The 16,038-nt window shown below is 35.1% G+C and carries 22 protein-coding genes, 1 pseudogene and 1 riboswitch; of the genes and pseudogenes, 12 read left to right on the plus strand and 11 right to left on the minus strand.

Annotation, left to right across the window (positions count from 1 at the left end):
* Window positions 1–166 precede the first annotated feature (166 nt).
* The gene (locus IGJ25_RS17015) at window positions 167–520 is read left to right on the plus strand and encodes a nucleotidyltransferase family protein (RefSeq protein ID WP_333719104.1); all 354 of its coding nucleotides are present in this window, start codon (window positions 167–169) and stop codon (window positions 518–520) included.
* Window positions 521–1,092: 572 nt separating this feature from the next.
* Here IGJ25_RS17015 and IGJ25_RS17020 read toward each other — a convergent pair.
* The gene (locus IGJ25_RS17020; RefSeq protein ID WP_115224856.1) at window positions 1,093–1,179 is read right to left on the minus strand and encodes a type I toxin-antitoxin system Fst family toxin; all 87 of its coding nucleotides are present in this window, start codon (window positions 1,177–1,179) and stop codon (window positions 1,093–1,095) included.
* 121 nt (window positions 1,180–1,300) lie between these two features.
* Here IGJ25_RS17020 and IGJ25_RS17025 point away from each other — a divergent pair, with 121 nt between their 5' ends.
* Window positions 1,301–1,534, plus strand: coding sequence for a hypothetical protein (locus tag IGJ25_RS17025; RefSeq protein ID WP_005237737.1), 234 nt, complete (start codon window positions 1,301–1,303; stop codon window positions 1,532–1,534).
* 525 nt (window positions 1,535–2,059) lie between these two features.
* On the opposite strand, the gene IGJ25_RS17030 is transcribed toward IGJ25_RS17025, so the two are convergent.
* Entirely contained in the window at window positions 2,060–2,704 is a 645-nt protein-coding gene (locus IGJ25_RS17030; RefSeq protein ID WP_333719105.1) for a S41 family peptidase, read from the minus strand.
* 57 nt (window positions 2,705–2,761) lie between these two features.
* Window positions 2,762–3,016 carry a hypothetical protein gene (locus IGJ25_RS17035; RefSeq protein ID WP_333719106.1) on the minus strand — a complete coding sequence of 85 codons (255 nt, stop codon included), beginning with the start codon at window positions 3,014–3,016 and terminating at the stop codon, window positions 2,762–2,764.
* A gap of 285 nt (window positions 3,017–3,301) precedes the next feature.
* Between IGJ25_RS17035 and IGJ25_RS17040 the strand changes: the two genes are divergently transcribed.
* Both IGJ25_RS17040 and IGJ25_RS17045 read left to right on the plus strand, forming a co-directional pair.
* Window positions 3,302–3,844 (plus strand): hypothetical protein, encoded by a 543-nt coding sequence (locus IGJ25_RS17040; RefSeq protein WP_333719107.1) that lies wholly within the window; start codon window positions 3,302–3,304, stop codon window positions 3,842–3,844.
* A 26-nt stretch (window positions 3,845–3,870) separates the two neighbouring features.
* The gene (locus IGJ25_RS17045; protein ID WP_438779482.1) at window positions 3,871–4,209 is read left to right on the plus strand and encodes a hypothetical protein; all 339 of its coding nucleotides are present in this window, start codon (window positions 3,871–3,873) and stop codon (window positions 4,207–4,209) included.
* A 114-nt stretch (window positions 4,210–4,323) separates the two neighbouring features.
* Here the strand turns inward: IGJ25_RS17045 and IGJ25_RS17050 are convergent, their stop codons facing one another.
* From IGJ25_RS17050 to IGJ25_RS17065, 4 genes and pseudogenes are all read right to left on the minus strand, one after another.
* On the minus strand, window positions 4,324–4,500 hold the full coding sequence (locus IGJ25_RS17050) for a hypothetical protein (RefSeq protein ID WP_010748115.1): 177 nt from the start codon (window positions 4,498–4,500) through the stop codon (window positions 4,324–4,326).
* A 50-nt stretch (window positions 4,501–4,550) separates the two neighbouring features.
* Window positions 4,551–4,940 (minus strand): hypothetical protein, encoded by a 390-nt coding sequence (locus IGJ25_RS17055; protein WP_333719109.1) that lies wholly within the window; start codon window positions 4,938–4,940, stop codon window positions 4,551–4,553.
* 76 nt (window positions 4,941–5,016) lie between these two features.
* Window positions 5,017–5,361: a hypothetical protein gene (locus IGJ25_RS17060; protein ID WP_333719110.1), complete on the minus strand. Its 345-nt coding sequence runs from the start codon at window positions 5,359–5,361 to the stop codon at window positions 5,017–5,019.
* Window positions 5,362–5,589: 228 nt separating this feature from the next.
* Window positions 5,590–5,823 (minus strand): annotated as a pseudogene (locus IGJ25_RS17065) (IS30 family transposase); the annotation flags it as partial.
* 80 nt (window positions 5,824–5,903) lie between these two features.
* Here IGJ25_RS17065 and ssb point away from each other — a divergent pair.
* The 4 genes from ssb to IGJ25_RS17085 all read left to right on the plus strand — a co-directional run bounded on the left by ssb (window position 5,904) and on the right by IGJ25_RS17085 (window position 8,110).
* Complete coding sequence (gene ssb, locus IGJ25_RS17070; protein WP_333719111.1) at window positions 5,904–6,359, plus strand: single-stranded DNA-binding protein; 456 nt, start codon at window positions 5,904–5,906, stop codon at window positions 6,357–6,359.
* A gap of 290 nt (window positions 6,360–6,649) precedes the next feature.
* Window positions 6,650–7,075 (plus strand): hypothetical protein, encoded by a 426-nt coding sequence (locus IGJ25_RS17075; protein ID WP_201706002.1) that lies wholly within the window; start codon window positions 6,650–6,652, stop codon window positions 7,073–7,075.
* A 186-nt stretch (window positions 7,076–7,261) separates the two neighbouring features.
* Window positions 7,262–7,621, plus strand: coding sequence for a transcriptional regulator (locus tag IGJ25_RS17080; protein WP_236596215.1), 360 nt, complete (start codon window positions 7,262–7,264; stop codon window positions 7,619–7,621).
* Between the two features lie 345 nt (window positions 7,622–7,966).
* The gene (locus IGJ25_RS17085) at window positions 7,967–8,110 is read left to right on the plus strand and encodes a putative holin-like toxin (RefSeq protein ID WP_221928441.1); all 144 of its coding nucleotides are present in this window, start codon (window positions 7,967–7,969) and stop codon (window positions 8,108–8,110) included.
* A 401-nt stretch (window positions 8,111–8,511) separates the two neighbouring features.
* Here the strand turns inward: IGJ25_RS17085 and IGJ25_RS17090 are convergent, their stop codons facing one another.
* On the minus strand, window positions 8,512–8,841 hold the full coding sequence (locus IGJ25_RS17090) for a hypothetical protein (protein WP_333719112.1): 330 nt from the start codon (window positions 8,839–8,841) through the stop codon (window positions 8,512–8,514).
* A gap of 374 nt (window positions 8,842–9,215) precedes the next feature.
* On the opposite strand from IGJ25_RS17090, the gene IGJ25_RS17095 reads away from it, so the two are divergent.
* From IGJ25_RS17095 to IGJ25_RS17110, 4 genes are all read left to right on the plus strand, one after another.
* Window positions 9,216–9,641, plus strand: coding sequence for a thioredoxin family protein (locus IGJ25_RS17095; RefSeq protein WP_086293238.1), 426 nt, complete (start codon window positions 9,216–9,218; stop codon window positions 9,639–9,641).
* A 604-nt stretch (window positions 9,642–10,245) separates the two neighbouring features.
* Entirely contained in the window at window positions 10,246–10,668 is a 423-nt protein-coding gene (locus IGJ25_RS17100; RefSeq protein ID WP_002307506.1) for a cupin domain-containing protein, read from the plus strand.
* A gap of 83 nt (window positions 10,669–10,751) precedes the next feature.
* Window positions 10,752–11,405, plus strand: a complete 654-nt coding sequence (locus IGJ25_RS17105) for an ABC transporter ATP-binding protein (protein ID WP_413118968.1) — start codon at window positions 10,752–10,754, stop codon at window positions 11,403–11,405.
* Window positions 11,402–12,166, plus strand: a complete 765-nt coding sequence (locus tag IGJ25_RS17110) for an ABC transporter permease (RefSeq protein ID WP_002337614.1) — start codon at window positions 11,402–11,404, stop codon at window positions 12,164–12,166. The genes IGJ25_RS17105 and IGJ25_RS17110 overlap by 4 nt, the downstream gene beginning before the upstream one ends.
* A 305-nt stretch (window positions 12,167–12,471) precedes the next feature.
* Here the strand turns inward: IGJ25_RS17110 and IGJ25_RS17115 are convergent, their stop codons facing one another.
* From IGJ25_RS17115 to IGJ25_RS17125, 3 genes are all read right to left on the minus strand, one after another.
* Window positions 12,472–13,152 carry an IS6-like element IS1216 family transposase gene (locus IGJ25_RS17115; protein WP_162985213.1) on the minus strand — a complete coding sequence of 227 codons (681 nt, stop codon included), beginning with the start codon at window positions 13,150–13,152 and terminating at the stop codon, window positions 12,472–12,474.
* Window positions 13,153–13,584: 432 nt separating this feature from the next.
* Entirely contained in the window at window positions 13,585–14,007 is a 423-nt protein-coding gene (locus IGJ25_RS17120; RefSeq protein ID WP_002341373.1) for a cupin domain-containing protein, read from the minus strand.
* A 257-nt stretch (window positions 14,008–14,264) separates the two neighbouring features.
* Window positions 14,265–14,945: an IS6 family transposase gene (locus tag IGJ25_RS17125; RefSeq protein ID WP_031645850.1), complete on the minus strand. Its 681-nt coding sequence runs from the start codon at window positions 14,943–14,945 to the stop codon at window positions 14,265–14,267.
* A gap of 687 nt (window positions 14,946–15,632) precedes the next feature.
* Window positions 15,633–15,741, plus strand: a riboswitch (NiCo riboswitch).
* Window positions 15,742–16,038: the final 297 nt, after the last annotated feature.

A 16,038-nucleotide genomic window follows, 5' to 3' on the forward strand; every position in this document is an offset into this window, starting at 1 on the left:
GAGTGGTGCGTTTACCTTATGCTCTTTCCCTTTTTTGATCTAAAAGAAGCAATCGATTTACCTGTTCCTTCACTTTTTTATCAATATTTTTTCCTAAACGGTGAGTATAATTGTCGCTTTTCATTTTTATTTTAATATTCAAATTGAAGACAAGGAGTTCGGTTAGTTGATTTATATAATTAGTGACATTCAAAAATTATGTACACCAATATTTTTAGAATGGAAAATAAAAAAAGCTTTTTTGTTTGGGTCATACGCTCGAAACGAAGCAACAGAAACCAGTGATTTAGATATTTTAATCGACGCTGAAGGGTCTTTGCTCCACAATATATTTGATGTGATTCGGTTAAAAAGTAAATTAAGTAGCGCATTAAAAAAAGAGATAGACCTTATTACACTACGTGCAATCAACGCAGAAACAAACAAAAAAAGAAACCCTCTTCTCAAAGAAAATATAGAAGCAGATTGTGTAATGATTTATGATTTTAAAACGAGCGACTCATTTAAAGTAAAGGGTTGAAGCGCAGATATCATTGATCGTTTTTTACAAAACTTTTGTTTAGCTAGAGAGAAAAAACTTTGCAAAATAGTTTACTTTCGTTATGATAAAAAAGAGAAATGGCGTACAGCGTTTGCTGTGCAGACGCTGTAGGATTTTTGCGCTAGCAAAAAATCCTTGTAGCCTTTCTGGGTCACTTCAGCTCGCACAGCAAGCTGAAGTGACCGTGACCCCCATTTACTAATAGGGGGGTTAGGAAACGACTTCCTACATGTAACGAGGTCAGAAAAACCTCAGTGCTGCAAGGGATTGAGCAATTTTAAAGTTGGTTACATTTTTGACCGATAAAAGTTGAGAATGTAACCAACTTTTTTAGACAGAAAATCGCAAATAGTTTCAATGTGAAAAAACGATCGGTACTGATTGCTGCATTTTGATTTTTTCAAAATTTCTTGCTATAATAAATGTGCGAAGCGATATTAAAGAACAAGCATGTTTACACCAAAAAGCCCTCCTACTGCGAATAGGAGGGCTTTTTTTGCGCTGTTGCGACTCCAGCGTTGGGGCCAGAAGGCAACTGCTTCGACTATCGGCTAATCGTCTAGCCAGCGATCAACTAGTAAGAGTACTAGACCCACGAATAGTGGAGCGATAATCAGCGATATTAAAGTTTCTAGCATATTTACACCCCCTCACGGGGCAGTTGCCATTAACGAGTATAACATGAACAATTCAAGTGATCAGTTGTTTCTTTATTTTCTATTGCCTTTATAATAATCCATAAAAAGAGGAGTTGATCTTGTGCACGGTGAAGAGGATTCTCGGCTAACCTATGAACTTTCCCGCTACTTGACCAATACAGAATGGGATCGAATCGAGCGAACCAAAAAAATTTATGAAAGGATCAAGAGTGAGGAAGAACTGAACCGACTCAGTAAATCCACAAAAATCCCTTTCGACCATTTACTGCTGATCATGCAAGGTGAGATCATAGCGGACGACTATACACTAAAATTACTAGAAGAAAACATGTAGTTTTCTTACTGCATGTTCCTCTACTTTGATTGCTGCATTCAATCGGTTTCTCTTGGCAAAGCGAATTCATGTATACTAAAAGAAAAACAAACGAGGTGGCACCCTTGTGACAACGGACAGATAACCAAAACAAATGTTGACAGTAAAAGAACTTGCTGAATTTTTTGGTATCAGCAGACAAGCTAGGTCGTCCCGATTTGCTTGAAGCGTTCGAAGTTCCTGACACAGCAGCTGCACGTATACTAAGACTAAAAACTGATAGACCAACATTAAGAAAAGAGAATATATTATAGAAAATATAACTCTAAGGTGGAATAGTTATGGGTAAATTCTTTTCAAAATATGATTATTTTTTATATTTTATTGTCGCTATTTTAAGTTTAATCGCATTTCTAGCAAGACATAGTACAATTTGGTTAGTGTTATTTTTCGGGTGGTTAAGTATTGGATTTACTCATGTTGCAAGAAAAAAGCACAAGTAGCAAAGTAAAAAAAACTTGCAAAGATTTTTCTTTGCAAGTTTTTTTACTTTAATTGAGATTTTATCCATTCTATTGCAGAACTTTTGCTATTATTTGTTTGAACATCTGGATTAATAGGAACATTTTTATAAATTTTATTTGTTCTGTCTTTTACAAAAGCAGAAGTTATTTGTAATGTCGATCCATCGTATAAATAGACAGTTTGATTGGCAGAAGTGTAACCTGTTGAATCAGACCCAAAAAATTTAACATTAGGGATCCCCTTAAAGCACAAAGCGGTTAATTCGCCAGAACTCCCTGTATTACTGTCTATTAATATGGCAATCGGCACTTTTTTTATTTTTTTGTTATCACTTATTTTTATTGTTGAGATGTTACTGTTTAATTCGCCACTTTTAAGAGTTACAGGCTCTAAATCGTTGTTTCTATCTACATAACTAAATAATTTACCATCTGGTAATATGGCAGATAGACCTAATATCATAGGAGCCATATCTCCTCCTGTATTTCCACGTAAATCAACAATTACGGACTTATAAATTTTCTTATGCAATGCCGTTTCTAAAATAGTAGTATACTCTTCAGCTTCTTTATCACTTCCAGTAAATGCAGGAATAGTTAATACTAAAATATCATTTTCGACTTCTGCCTTGGGTTTTATATATTCTTCAATACTTTTTTTTGACATATTTTCTTCATCTTCAATAAACGAATGCTTGCCTCCTGCAACTCTAATCGCCTTTTTTTAATTAGGGATTGTTTCTGCATAATCTTTAGCATTTGATGTTTCTTGTATCGTATTTTTTTTAGTTTCTACCCATTCTTTTGAGTCAGTGAACAGCCCAAGTTCGTCCATGTTATTTAGGGCAACTTGTACATACTTCTGAGGGGATGGTGGTACTAAATATATGTTTAATTTATACCCCCAAAAATAGATAATCCCTAAAAATAAAACACATATTGTCACTACAGCTAATAAAATACGCTTCACTATTTTCATACTAAGTATTCTCCATAAATGATTTTAACATTATTAAAACATAATTTGGATGGAAAACCATGGACCTTTCGACCGATTAGTGATAAAAACTATTAGCGTTCATTTTTCTCTCTAATCTCTAAATAGTTGCTTATTATATTTTTTTCATATGCATTTTTGAAAAATATTTTCTAATTGATTAGAAAGGATCTTATTGAAATTCGTTTATTAGATTGGATTCCTGTATACTAAAAGAAAAACAAACGAGGTGACACCCTTGTGACAACGGATAGATAACCAAAACAAATGTTGACAGTAAAAGAACTTGCTGAACTTTTTGGTATTAGCAGACAAGCTATGAGGAAACATGTTGACAACCTAGAGCCAACGTACCTTGCTAAAAATAGCCAAGGATACAAGACAGTGCTATGGTCAGGGGTGTTGCACCTTGCTGACAAGCTAGGACGTACCGAATTGCTTGAAGCGTTCGAACTTCCTGACGTAGCAAGCTCTGACAGTATAGAAATTAAGTTGTTTGCACAGTTGCAACAAAAGGACGCACAAATTGAACAGCTGCAGTCGTTATTAGCCCAACAACAAAAACTTCTTGATCAGCAACAACAACTAACTTTGCAAGCGAACAAACAAATACTGCTTCTGACGTCGCAGGAACATTTTTCAGAAGATTTAAACAAAGAATCCTACAATAATACCAAAAATTTTAAAACGTCTCAGATTGGTTATGAGAGCCCCTCAGAACATAAAGGGAAATTTACTCCTGAAAATGAAGTCATGCGACCGAAACAAGAAAGACAGAAGAAGTGGTGGCACTTTTTCCGTGAACTCTAAGATAGTGTTGAAAGGATGAATTGTGTATGTCGTTTTCAGCTTATGTTGCCAGCTATCCTGTGACTGCGTATATCGTAGGTCACCTTGGTTTATCAGTGGGTGATTTTTGTCGTAGGTATGAATTTGATCCAACGATCGTCACTGGTTGGCAGACAGCGAATCGTTCCGTTTTCTCCTTGCCTGCTGACTTTGTGGAATGTCTGGCCATTGCGTCTGACAAAACAGCGGATCAAGTCCGCTGCATTTTATGCTTGTTAGAAAAGCAACATTTCGCTTATCTTGCGACGAGTCCTGCTTGGAACATAACACCGTTCCAACTCGTCCCCCCGGTTTCTTCACAAAAGACCCAAAGAGAAGAAGCTTGATTTACCGACGTTTTAGGCTTTCAACATAGCTAGACCAATTGAAAATCACAAAGAACGCCCGTCAATCGTTTGATTGACGGGCGTCTTGTGTTAACTATATTTAAACTAACTGAGTTAATCCAAAAGTGTTATTGTTGCGATTGCTGTTTTCAATATGATTAAATGCTTTTTTGTTGTTTCAACTTCTACTCTCATAGAATCTTCAAAAATATTTATTACTGTACCTCTAATATTTTCTATTTTATCGTTTAAAAATAGAATGTCTACTTGTGAGCCTAATAATACTTTCATTTCTAAATACCTCTTATTTCCTTTCAAGAATCACTTTTTTAGATGGCATATTACCATGTCCTATAAACTCGAATATGATCCAGAACTTCCTCTGTCGTGCTTACCTGCTTGACATAAACTGCATACCCACTTATCCATTCATAACCATTTCGAACATTTAAAGCCTTATAGCGCTTATTATAATAGTCCCCAACTGCTGCTCCTGTAGCAATTTTATGCTTTCTATAAGCTGCAGATAGAACATCCACTCTGTAAGCACGTGTGCGATTAAAAACTGGTACAGGATCTTCAACAGTATATTTATATACAGATCCAACTTCTTCTGTCGAGTAACCATATTCTTCTAAAATCGAGCTAATTGTTTCTAAGTCTTCAACTTTTTCTAAAGCTACCGTTTCGTTGTCAAATAGTAGCGACCTTCGTTTCTGAAGCTTCAACATTTTTAGAAAACAATACGCCCAAAGACACAACTACTCCCAATAAAAACAAATATTTCTTCATGCACAACACTTCAAACTATTGCAAATTTTGATTGATTTGATTCCACTTATCTTTCACATTAGTAAAAACATTTTTTACAACTTTCATATCTTCACTAGAAACTGTTTTTCCAGTTGTTTCGTCTATAACGTTAAAACTCGAATCCATGTGTACCGTTTCGCTCATATTTCCGCTTGTTGTCCATGTCACTTGAAAATCATTGTCATTTCCATCGTAATCAACTAATACGCCATTTTCATAATCTGTAGCTGTAATAGGAAGACTGGCTGGCACTTCAAATATATTTTCAGTACTAATTTCAACAACAGAATACCCAATACCATTTTCATTGGTAGTATACGTTTTCCCAGTTTTTCCCATGTAGAAACTTGGGAATACAAATCAGAGAATTTATTGTTTTGAACGCTTCATATTTTTTATATCTACTCCTTTCTTTCGAATTTCTCACCCGAACATTTAATATTTTGAAAAGTTTAAATATTGTGAAAATTATACCGAATCACTATATTTATATCAAATAAATTTATCGAACAAGCAAGTGGACTATAAATCCGTCCACTTGCTTGTTCTTGTTAAGGATACATCGATGTTGCTAATACTTTTCCAATTAGAAAATTCTTTTCCACAATCAAATGTAATTGATTTAAATAAATGTTTAGGGACAGCTTCAAACCACTGATTCAATCTATTTTCAATATCCTTGGCTTGTCTACCAGTAGGTTTTAACGTAATGATTACTTTGGACAATTGTTCCACTAGAGTAATGACTGCACTTTTATGTTTTCTACCGACAATGGTGTCACCTTCTATAATGCAAAAATCAAGTTGAGCGATACGGGACAGATCACTTTTGTCTCATTTGTCAATGCGCCAAAAAAAGCAAAGAAAGTAGGGAATAAAGCATGATCAATAACGTCGTATTAGTAGGAAGATTAACGAGAGATCCAGAATTAAAATTTACACCGAACGGTGCTGCAGTGGTCACGTTCACTTTGGCCGTGAATCGAAATTTTACCAATCAAAGCGGTCAAAGAGAAGCTGACTTCATAAATTGTGTCATTTGGCGTAAACCAGCCGAAACCCTTGCCACTTACGCAAAGAAAGGGACGCTTCTCGGCGTGACTGGACGTATTCAGACAAGATTTTACGATAACCCACAAGGACAGCGAGTGTACGTCACAGAAGTCGTGGCAGAGACGTTTCAATTAATGGAATCAAAAGATGTGTCTGAGCAGCGTGCGAATGAATCCAACGAAACAGCTGAAAAAAACAAACCAACACCGCCGCCGCTACCAAAACAAGAAACGGATCCATTTGCACAAAGCAGTTCGGCAATTGATGTGTCAAATGATTATTAACCTTTTTAATTATACAAAAGCCAATGATTGCAGAAATAAAACTCAAAAAAGTGCCAACGTTTGGTAACGTTGGCACTGAGAGAGTTGAAAATAAAAGGTGCACTTATTGGATTTTTTAACCTCATATAATCAACATAGCTTTAGCTTACTATTTTGGTAATAGCTAGTCAATTTCTAAGTGTTGAAGAATAAATAATGATTGTTGGATCGTTCAAAATAGATTTATTGATTAAAAAATTCTTCATGGTATTTTTAAAATTTAAAAATATTTATAAGAAGGAGTTAATTGCATGAAAAAATTGATGGTTATGTTACTTGCGTTAGGATCTTTTATGGTATTTTCACATGAGGCAAATGCTTCTACGGTTACTGATAACGCAGAGATAAATGGTAATAGTGCAAAAGTAGAAGTGAACGATGAGCAGTATTTAGAATTTGAAAAGGGGTATTTAGGTTCTTTAGAAGGGATTTCAGTCGAACCAGAAAAAAGTAACAATAACGATTCTGGTTTTATAGCCGCAGCTGTTGTCCCAATCAGATCGTATAACAAAACAATTACAATGACCTTCAGCAATACAAATTTTCCATCAAGTACAAAATATAGTGAATATAAATATAATGCTTGGTACAGAGGAACTTTGACTTTCCAATCATCTAAAAAAAGTGGAAATTCTTACATTGCAACTTATTCAGGTGCATTATTTATTTCTAACTAATATTAGAGTTTGATTCTCTGATATAAGTTAATCTATAAAAAGCCCACGATGATTCTCTCGTGGGCTTTTTCGTGTCTAAAAAACAAATGACAATAGTATAAGCTACACCTTCGTCTTAGCCAAAGCCTGTATGAGTAAACCATACTCATACAACAGTGACTACTTTAATATGAAAAGAGGAAAAACGTGCGATTATTTGATGTTCACCAATTTGAATTACCTGAAAAAAAGGTGATTGATTGGGATAAAACCAAAAGAGAGATCGGATCGATGCTCTCTAGTTATCTTGTTTCAAGAGAAAGGATGGGATTGACGAGGATGCCGCCGATCCATTCTACGTATTCGCTCTTAGACCAAGATATACCAGAAATCAAACACTCTAGCTTTGTTCAAGAAAATCAGCAGTTCAAACAAGAGTTTCTTTATTTTCACCATTTATTTTCTTTGGGTCTGACGGCCACTAGCCATCCATATAAACCAGAAATCACCGATCGGAGACGAAAGATTTTTTTGATGCGTTTTGTCTACGGATTATCAATCATGTGAGCGATCGGATCCATTATCAGAAAAATGTGATCGTCGATGATTCTCAATCCAGCTTACTGCAGTTTGCGAATGCTTTGTCTATTTTAGCTTTAAAAGAACAAGAGATCTCTGCCTGATGCTGGTACTTTTTTCTATTGATCACTTCGGGTTGTGTCCACAACACGGTTTCTGAAGGAGCGGTGGTGGTGGCTGGAGCGACTGAAGGAACAAGCTTATTGGCTTAAATAATGTTGATAAAAAACGCTAAAAACCTTGATAAATATAGGTTTTCAGCGTGGGTTATGGTATAATATGAGTACAGTAAAGTTTGTGACGGTGGCTATCTTTTGGAAGGTGGTGATGCTTATGAAAGTAAGTGTTCACTCTTTAGAAAGGAGAAGCTTTTTGTCTGTAGCTGAAGCATTAGGGCTAATGATTAGTTTCGGTTCTTTAATCGCAACGATCATCTTTGGCATCCTAACAGCAGTGAAAAATGACAAAAAAAAATAACCGTCTACTTTAGCAGGTCACGGTTATTTTCGTTTAAATAATAGTACTGCCACCGTCTTAAACGGTGCTGTAGGGGAGTTGTTAGCGCAACTCCTCTTTACATAGTTAGTATAGCAAGATTTCAGTGAAATATCAACCTTTTGCTCTACAGATGTGCCTTGCACGTCTATTTTTTTTGTCCTCCTAAGTGGTGGAAACGGCTGGAACGTAGAGGGCAAAAAAGATCGCTTTTCTTTCTTAAAAAAAGGCCTAAGTACCACCATTGTTTCGTAATTTAACAAACTATCTCCTCGGTATTCTAAATCCATCAGGTACTTGAAATACCTTTCATACGCATGAAGAAACTGAGTGAACAATGAAAAATTCTGAGACATTGAATAGAGCTACTGTTAAATAATGAATTATATTTTGTCTACCTGAATTTTGTTTTTTGAAGTTTCCAAAAAATAGTTATCAATATAAAACTTGATTTTCTCAAAGTCCCTCTCTAAAAATAAAATTGTAGGTACCTTAATAACAGGTAGATTGCGTTTATTAATGAATGCTACAAAGGAATCTGGGATAACAAGTATATCGACAGTATCTTTATCTTCTGGGTAATCTGCTGTTACATTATAATATTCAGAAAAATAAGCTAATAAATCATCTATATTAAGTCTAGCGTGAGTAGCGAATATTGTAGTTGTTCCTATACCAGAATTTGAAGTTAGCGTAAAACATATTTTCGACATAGTTTAATCCCCTTTTTTTATAGTATAACACTAAATTTAAATTTGAGAAAGGGGTTACAATATCATGAGATTAAAACATTTTATAAAATAACATAAAAATAGATGATGCTAAATTGGATAAATACCAAGTGTCTTGAACATATTGTTTGAAGCAAAATAAATTTTACTTTTTAGAATAAAAACGATGTATGTAATTAAAATAAAACGTATTATTAATACAGCTCGTTAAATAATAAATCCTTTATAACTAATGAATCAAGTTGATAAAAGGTAGTTTAATCCTTGCAAAAAAATTGATAGAATTGAGGACGTATTTGAAAAAAAAGGAAATGGAAGACGTTTGCTGGTACTGTTGCAAAGGCATGTAATCCTTAATGAGAATAGTAATTAAAGTTATTTCAAGTATTTTTGCTTTGACCTCGATTTTGCTTGTATTATTTTTGTTTAAAAATCAGTTGACCTCTGGATCAGTATTTTCATATAGTTATTATGAAAAAGAAATCTCTGCAAAAACTTCAGTGACTACTAAATCAGATATTAATAACTTTGACTATGTACTATTTACAAGAGAATCTTGTCCGTATTGCAATGCATTTGCCCCTAAACTATTTTTATCTTCTCAATATGAAGATAAAAAATTCTTGATTATAGATACGGACACAAAAGAAACTAATCCTTCTACTTTATGGTATATTAATGAGTTAGAGATAACCGAAGTTCCAACTATAGTAAATATGAAAACTAAAGAGCGCTTCTCTTATACCGATCAAATTGGTAGCATAAATAATTTTTTAGAATAGAGGTTGATTTGATGTTAGAAAATATCGGTTTTTTTCTTACTGTTGTCCCATTTTTGCTACAAGTGTTTTTGTTACTTATAGTCTATAAAAAGGATAATAATCGAGAAAAATATAAAAATTACTTACTTTATATTATTACTATATTGAATATCATTTCAGTTCTTGCATTTTCTGTAATGCAAGGATACCTTGTAGATGCGTACGTAATTGAATCAACATACGTAATGTTCGTCCCTGCAGTCCTAACAGGAATCGCTGCTTTAATTACATTTATAAAGATCTGGATAGGCTACAATTAATGTACGCTAGTTAGTTTACAAGTGCAAACTAAAAAAGTATGATGTGTCGTCTCTGAAATTCTCCCTGATTCAAGTCATAACCAGAGTACATATCGGTTATTTTTTGATTCCATATTTTTTCCTTTATGTGCTGAGGATTAAGGGGTACCAATTGTAATTGCGGGTTATATGGTCTTTGTTTAGAATCGCTCTCCAAAAAGCCAATTTTTTTGCATAGAATTTTAGATGTGGTACCATTAATTAGAATTATTATAAATAAGAAGTAGGTATCATTGTTTCAGTACAAAGACTAGGAGGAATGGAAGATGGAAATAGACTACAAGGATCATGGGAAGAAGCCGTATATCATTAATATTGAAGACGCCACCACAGGAAATGATAATTACCGGACGACCATTTGGACAGGCAGTAAACTGCAAGTCACCGTAATGTCCATTCAACCGGGCGATGACATCGGTTTGGAAGTGCACGAAGGCATTGACCAATTTATCCGTATTGAAGAAGGAGAAGGCGTGTGTAAAATGGGGCCTTCTAAAGATAACTTACATGTTCAACAAAAAGTGATGGATGATGACGCCGTATTTGTTCCGGCGGACATGTGGCACAACATCGAAAACACCGGTGATAAGCCGCTCAGACTGTATACCATTTATGCTGGTCCAGATCACCTTGAAGGAACGGTTCACCCTACTCATGAAGACGCCAAAAACGATCCAAACGAACACTGAGGTACACTAGGATGAAACAAAAGCCCTGCACCCGTATGGATGGTCCACTGGTGCAGGGCTTTTTTATAAAGGAGAGAAGTGGTATGAGTGATTCATTGTTTCAATTAGAGAAGGTTGGTTTTCAGGCAAACGGAAACCAAATCCTTCAAGATATCTCTTTTACAGTAAACAAAGGGGAAGTGATTGTTTTTTCTGGTCCTTCTGGAAGTGGAAAAAGTACCCTTTTGAAATTAATTGGTACGCTGCTTTCCCCAACTTCCGGAAAAATTTATTATCGAGGTACGGATCTGCAAAAAATCGATTCTGTGGAGTATAGAAAAGAAGTCTCTTATTTCTTTCAAAACGCTTCTCTATTCGATGAGACAGTTCAAGAGAACTTGTCTTTTCCTGCCCGCATAAGAGAAGAAGGATTTGATCGGGAGCGTGCAAAAAAATTGTTAGAACGAGTTCAAATACCTGAAACTTACTTATCGAAAGAGGTCAAGGAACTATCAGGAGGGGAAAAACAACGGGTTGCATTGGTCCGAAATTTGATGTATCAACCGAAAGTGTTGCTCCTGGATGAAGTTACCAGTTCATTGGACCAAGAAAACAGAGCGATTGTCCTTGATTTAGTCCGAGACATGATGAAAGACCAACAAACTACGGTGTTGGCCGTCACTCACAACCAGGAAGAAATCGACCAAGCTTCTCGTCTGATTACTATCAAAGGTGGAAAAATGGAGGAATCGAAATGACAAACAATTTGGAAATCAGTAATCTTTCTTTGCTTTTATCCTCTGTCCTCTTGATAGTTGCCTTGTTGATTGATTACAAAGAGAAATTGGGATTAGGAAACGACATTTTTATTGCGGGAATTCGCGCTGTCGTTCAATTATTCCTTATTGGATATGTATTGAGCTACGTATTACGAGTGGATAACAACTTTCTCACTTTAGCGATGGTTTTGTTCATTGTGTTCAACGCTTCTTATAACGCCCATACACGCAGTGAGGGGATCAACCGCTCTTTTAAAATTTCAACGACGGCTATTGGAGTAGGAACAGCCTTGTCCTTACTCATTCTTGTTTTTTCAGGAGTCATTGACTGGTCCCCTTCCCAAATCGTTCCAATTACAGGCATGATTGCCAGCAACGCCATGACTGCGATTGGAGTGACCTATCGGTCTTTGAATTCAAAATTTACGGACCAACGCCAACAGGTATTGGAAAAATTGGCATTGGGAGCCAATAAAAAACAAGCGTCCATGAGTATTGTAAGAGAAAGCGTCAAAACGGGCATGGCTCCTTCAATTGACCAAACAAAAACGGTTGGACTTGTCAGCCTACCAGGTATGATGTCAGGGTTGGTTTTTGCGGGAATTGATCCTGTTCAAGCGATTCGTTACCAAATTGTTGTGATGTTTATGTTGATTTCAGTTACTGCGATTTCTTCGTTTATTGCTAGTTATATGGCTTACCGTGAGTTTTATAACAATCGCAGTCAATTAATTATATGATTTGGGATGATACACTACTCTTAAAACCAGTGGTTACAATTTTATGTAGTTAAAAGAAGACCTCACGAGAATAATTGCAAAAAGAACTTCATTTTTTAAGGAAGAAGGATATTTTTGTCATCGAATCTTTGGAACGACTAGGGCGAAACTATGATGAAATTTTTTATATAGTGCAGCAACTGGATTAAAAGGATATCGGACTGATTGTTTTGAACATGCCTATCCTCAACCAATGAGAACTTTCGACGAACGGTTCTGTTGCAAAGTTTTAAATAAAGAATAAAATCCCTTACGGTATCTATGATTTAAGCTGGGATTCCCAATAATATCTTGATTTCAGTACAGACCGAAAACCCGAAGAGAGTGCCTTCTTTTCGGGTTTTCTTATATAATCCTCGGATGGCTTCCATGCCTTTAATCGTGGTAGAGGCAGTGCGTAAACTTCGATAGAATTTATTGCGTCTCTTTACTGGACGATGGTCTTGTTCAATCAAATTATTCAGGTATTTAATGGTACGATGTTCTGTCCCTTGATAAAAGCCGTATTCTTTTAGTTTCTTAAAGGCACTTGTAATAGAGGGGGCTTTATCTGTGACTACAACCTTCGGTTCATCAAACTGCTTCACTAACCGCTTAAGAAAAGCATAGGCTGCTTGTGTGTCCCGTTTTTTACGTAACCAAATATCCAAGGTTAAACCATCTGCATCGATGGCTCGATACAAATAATGCCATTTTCCTTTAATTTTGATGTACGTTTCATCCATTTTCCATGAATAAAAGGATTTTTTATTTTTCTTTTTCCAAATTTGATAGAGTAGTTTGCCATATTCTTGCACCCAACGATAAATCGTCGTATGAGAAACGTTAATGCCACGATCATATAAGATTTCTTGAACTTCACGATAGCTAAGGTTATAACGAAGATAGTAGCCCACGGCTACAATAATCACATCCTGCTGAAATTGCTTGCCTTTAAAATGATCTATCTTGATTCCTCCAAGCTATCTTTTCCATTCATTTTACCTTAAAATCAGTTTATCAGAAAACTTTGCAACAGAACCGCTATGATCATGCGTATGTTCGTGTGTATGCTCACCAACATAGCTATGTGTATGACTATGTTGTTCGAAATTATTCATTTTAGAATTATCCATCCTAACTTCATCTCCTCAACCATTAAATTCATTCATATGAACCAAGAATCATATGTTAAGACAACCATATATGAACGACCATTCATTTGTCAACCGCTTATGAAACAAATTTTTGTTTATGAATGGTGGACATTTTCGAATAATAGTTAGCAAATTTTACACACTTTGCAAATTCGGTTTTTAGAAAAAAATATCCCCTACTACTTACCGAAAAATTACCGGCAAATAGTAGGGGTTGCTTATTATCTAGTCATTTATTAATTTCTAATCTTCATTCGGATCGTTTCTAGCATCTTCATGAGTAGGGTGAACGGTTCCTTTTACATGATCTGGCCCCGCATAAATAGTATACAGTTTCAAAGGAACGTCTCCCGTATTTTCCACATTATGCCAAGTATCAGCAGGAACAAAAATTGCATCATCATCTTTTACTGGCTTTTCAAATGAAAGATCATCTTCTTTTGGTCCCATCTTGCAAACTCCACTACCTGATTCTATACGCAAAAATTGGTCAATTCCTTCATGAATCTCTAAGCCAATATCATCACCAGGTTCAATTGACATAACCGTCACTTGTAACTTTTCACCAGTCCAAATAGTTGTTCGAAAATTTTCATTTTCGACAGTCATCGCCTCAATATTTTCTACAACAGGTTGTTTCCCTCGATCTGAATAATCTAAACTCATTTCAAAACCCTCCTTTTTTATTGTAGGGTGAAAATTTTTTCTCTTCATCCTATCAATACTATAACATGACACATATTAAATCAATTACCAAACAGGCTTATATGACAATGATAATCAATTCCAAATTCCAATAGCTTATTTAACTTAAATCATATCCCTAATAGCCTCATAGTGATTATTGGCGTTAACAAAAGACGTGAATTGGTTCTGTTGCAAAGTTTTAAATAAAGAATAAAATCCCTTACGGTATCTATGATTTAAGCTGGGATTCCCAATAATACCTTGATTTCAGTACAGACCGAAAACCCGAAGAGAGTGCCTTCTTTTCGGGTTTTCTTATATAATCCTCGGATGGCTTCCATGCCTTTAATCGTGGTAGAGGCAGTGCGTAAACTTCGATAGAATTTATTGCGTCTCTTTACTGGACGATGGTCTTGTTCAATCAAATTATTCAGGTATTTAATGGTACGATGTTCTGTCCCTTGATAAAAGCCGTATTCTTTTAGTTTCTTAAAGGCACTTGTAATAGAGGGGGCTTTATCTGTGACTACAACCTTCGGTTCATCAAACTGCTTCACTAACCGCTTAAGAAAAGCATAGGCTGCTTGTGTGTCCCGTTTTTTACGTAACCAAATATCCAAGGTTAAACCATCTGCATCGATTGCTCGATAAAGATAGTGCCATTTCCCTTTGATTTTAATATAGGTCTCATCCATCTTCCACGAATAGAAGGATTGTTTATTTTTCTTTTTCCAAATAGTGTAAAGTAGTTTTCCATATTCCTGTACCCAGCGGTAGATGGTGGTGTGAGAAACGTTAATGCCACGGTCATATAGGATTTCTTGGACGTCACGATAGCTAAGATTATACCGAAGGTAGTAGCCTACGGCGACAATAATCACATCTTTCTGAAATTGCTTGCCTTTAAAATGATCCATCTTGATTCCTCCAAGCTATCTTTTCCATTCATTTTACCTTAAAATCAGTTTATCAGAAAACTTTGCAACAGAACCATAATTTTTTAAAATTGGGAAAGGTTCTTACTAAGTCTTTTTTAGCCTTATTAAGAACCTTTTTTATATGTTCATTTTTAATTATTGATAGATTAACATATTTTGTTGACCCGTATTTGTTTGTTTTCTAATATGAAAATAAATCCAGAAAATATCAGGTAGGAAAATAGTATAAAGAGTAAATAATTATATGAATACTTTCAAACAATCGTATAACGGAATAGGGTAAAATAAGAATATTAACTTTAAAGTATTATGAATATTCAAAACAACAGAGGGAGAACAGGAGTGAACACATGGGTGATTTATTAAAAAAAAAGAATTGATGCAATTATTAGAAATTTACCAAAAAATGGGAGAAGAATATCAAAAATTATTTAAAAAAGTGGAAATAAAACTTTATGAACTAACTAAGGAAGCATACATTTCCTAGACTTCGATCCGCCACAAAGCTTATGGCTGCGATTGCTATTCTACCCTGTTCAAATAATGGAAAAGCGATTTGAAATTCAAAAAAAATTTGTTATAATAGTCACATGAGAATCAATGAAGCATATTAAAACTAAATAATGAAAGCTTTGGAATATAACAGATTTTGTTTGTTGGTTATATTCATTGTGATCTGAACAGGCGGTGGACATATAAAAGGTCCATGCAGCCGGGCTGCAATTTTTGCGGCAGCAGAGTATGTAAATAATAAGGGCATACCTGTGGGACAGTTAATTCTGTTCTATAGGTGTGCCCTTTTTTATATATATATTTCTAAATAAAGGGGAGTGAAAAGATGAGATGAAATGGATTTGTAATAATTGGTAAGCAAAAAAACAAAAAATAAGAAAGAGGTTTTAGAAATGGTTGAGTATCTAACAAAAAGTAGGCAAGGACAATTTTTAGTTGTCGGTGTTTTATTTACAATCTTAGGGTTTATCTTTATCCCACTAAATGATGCATACAGTTCCATACTATTTTATATTTCAATTTTCTTTTTAGGCTTCTATGCGGCAAAACATGCTGTTGT

The sequence above is a fragment of the Enterococcus sp. DIV0240d genome (assembly GCF_051711245.1).
In the GTDB taxonomy this organism is placed as follows: domain Bacteria; phylum Bacillota; class Bacilli; order Lactobacillales; family Enterococcaceae; genus Enterococcus_D; species Enterococcus_D casseliflavus.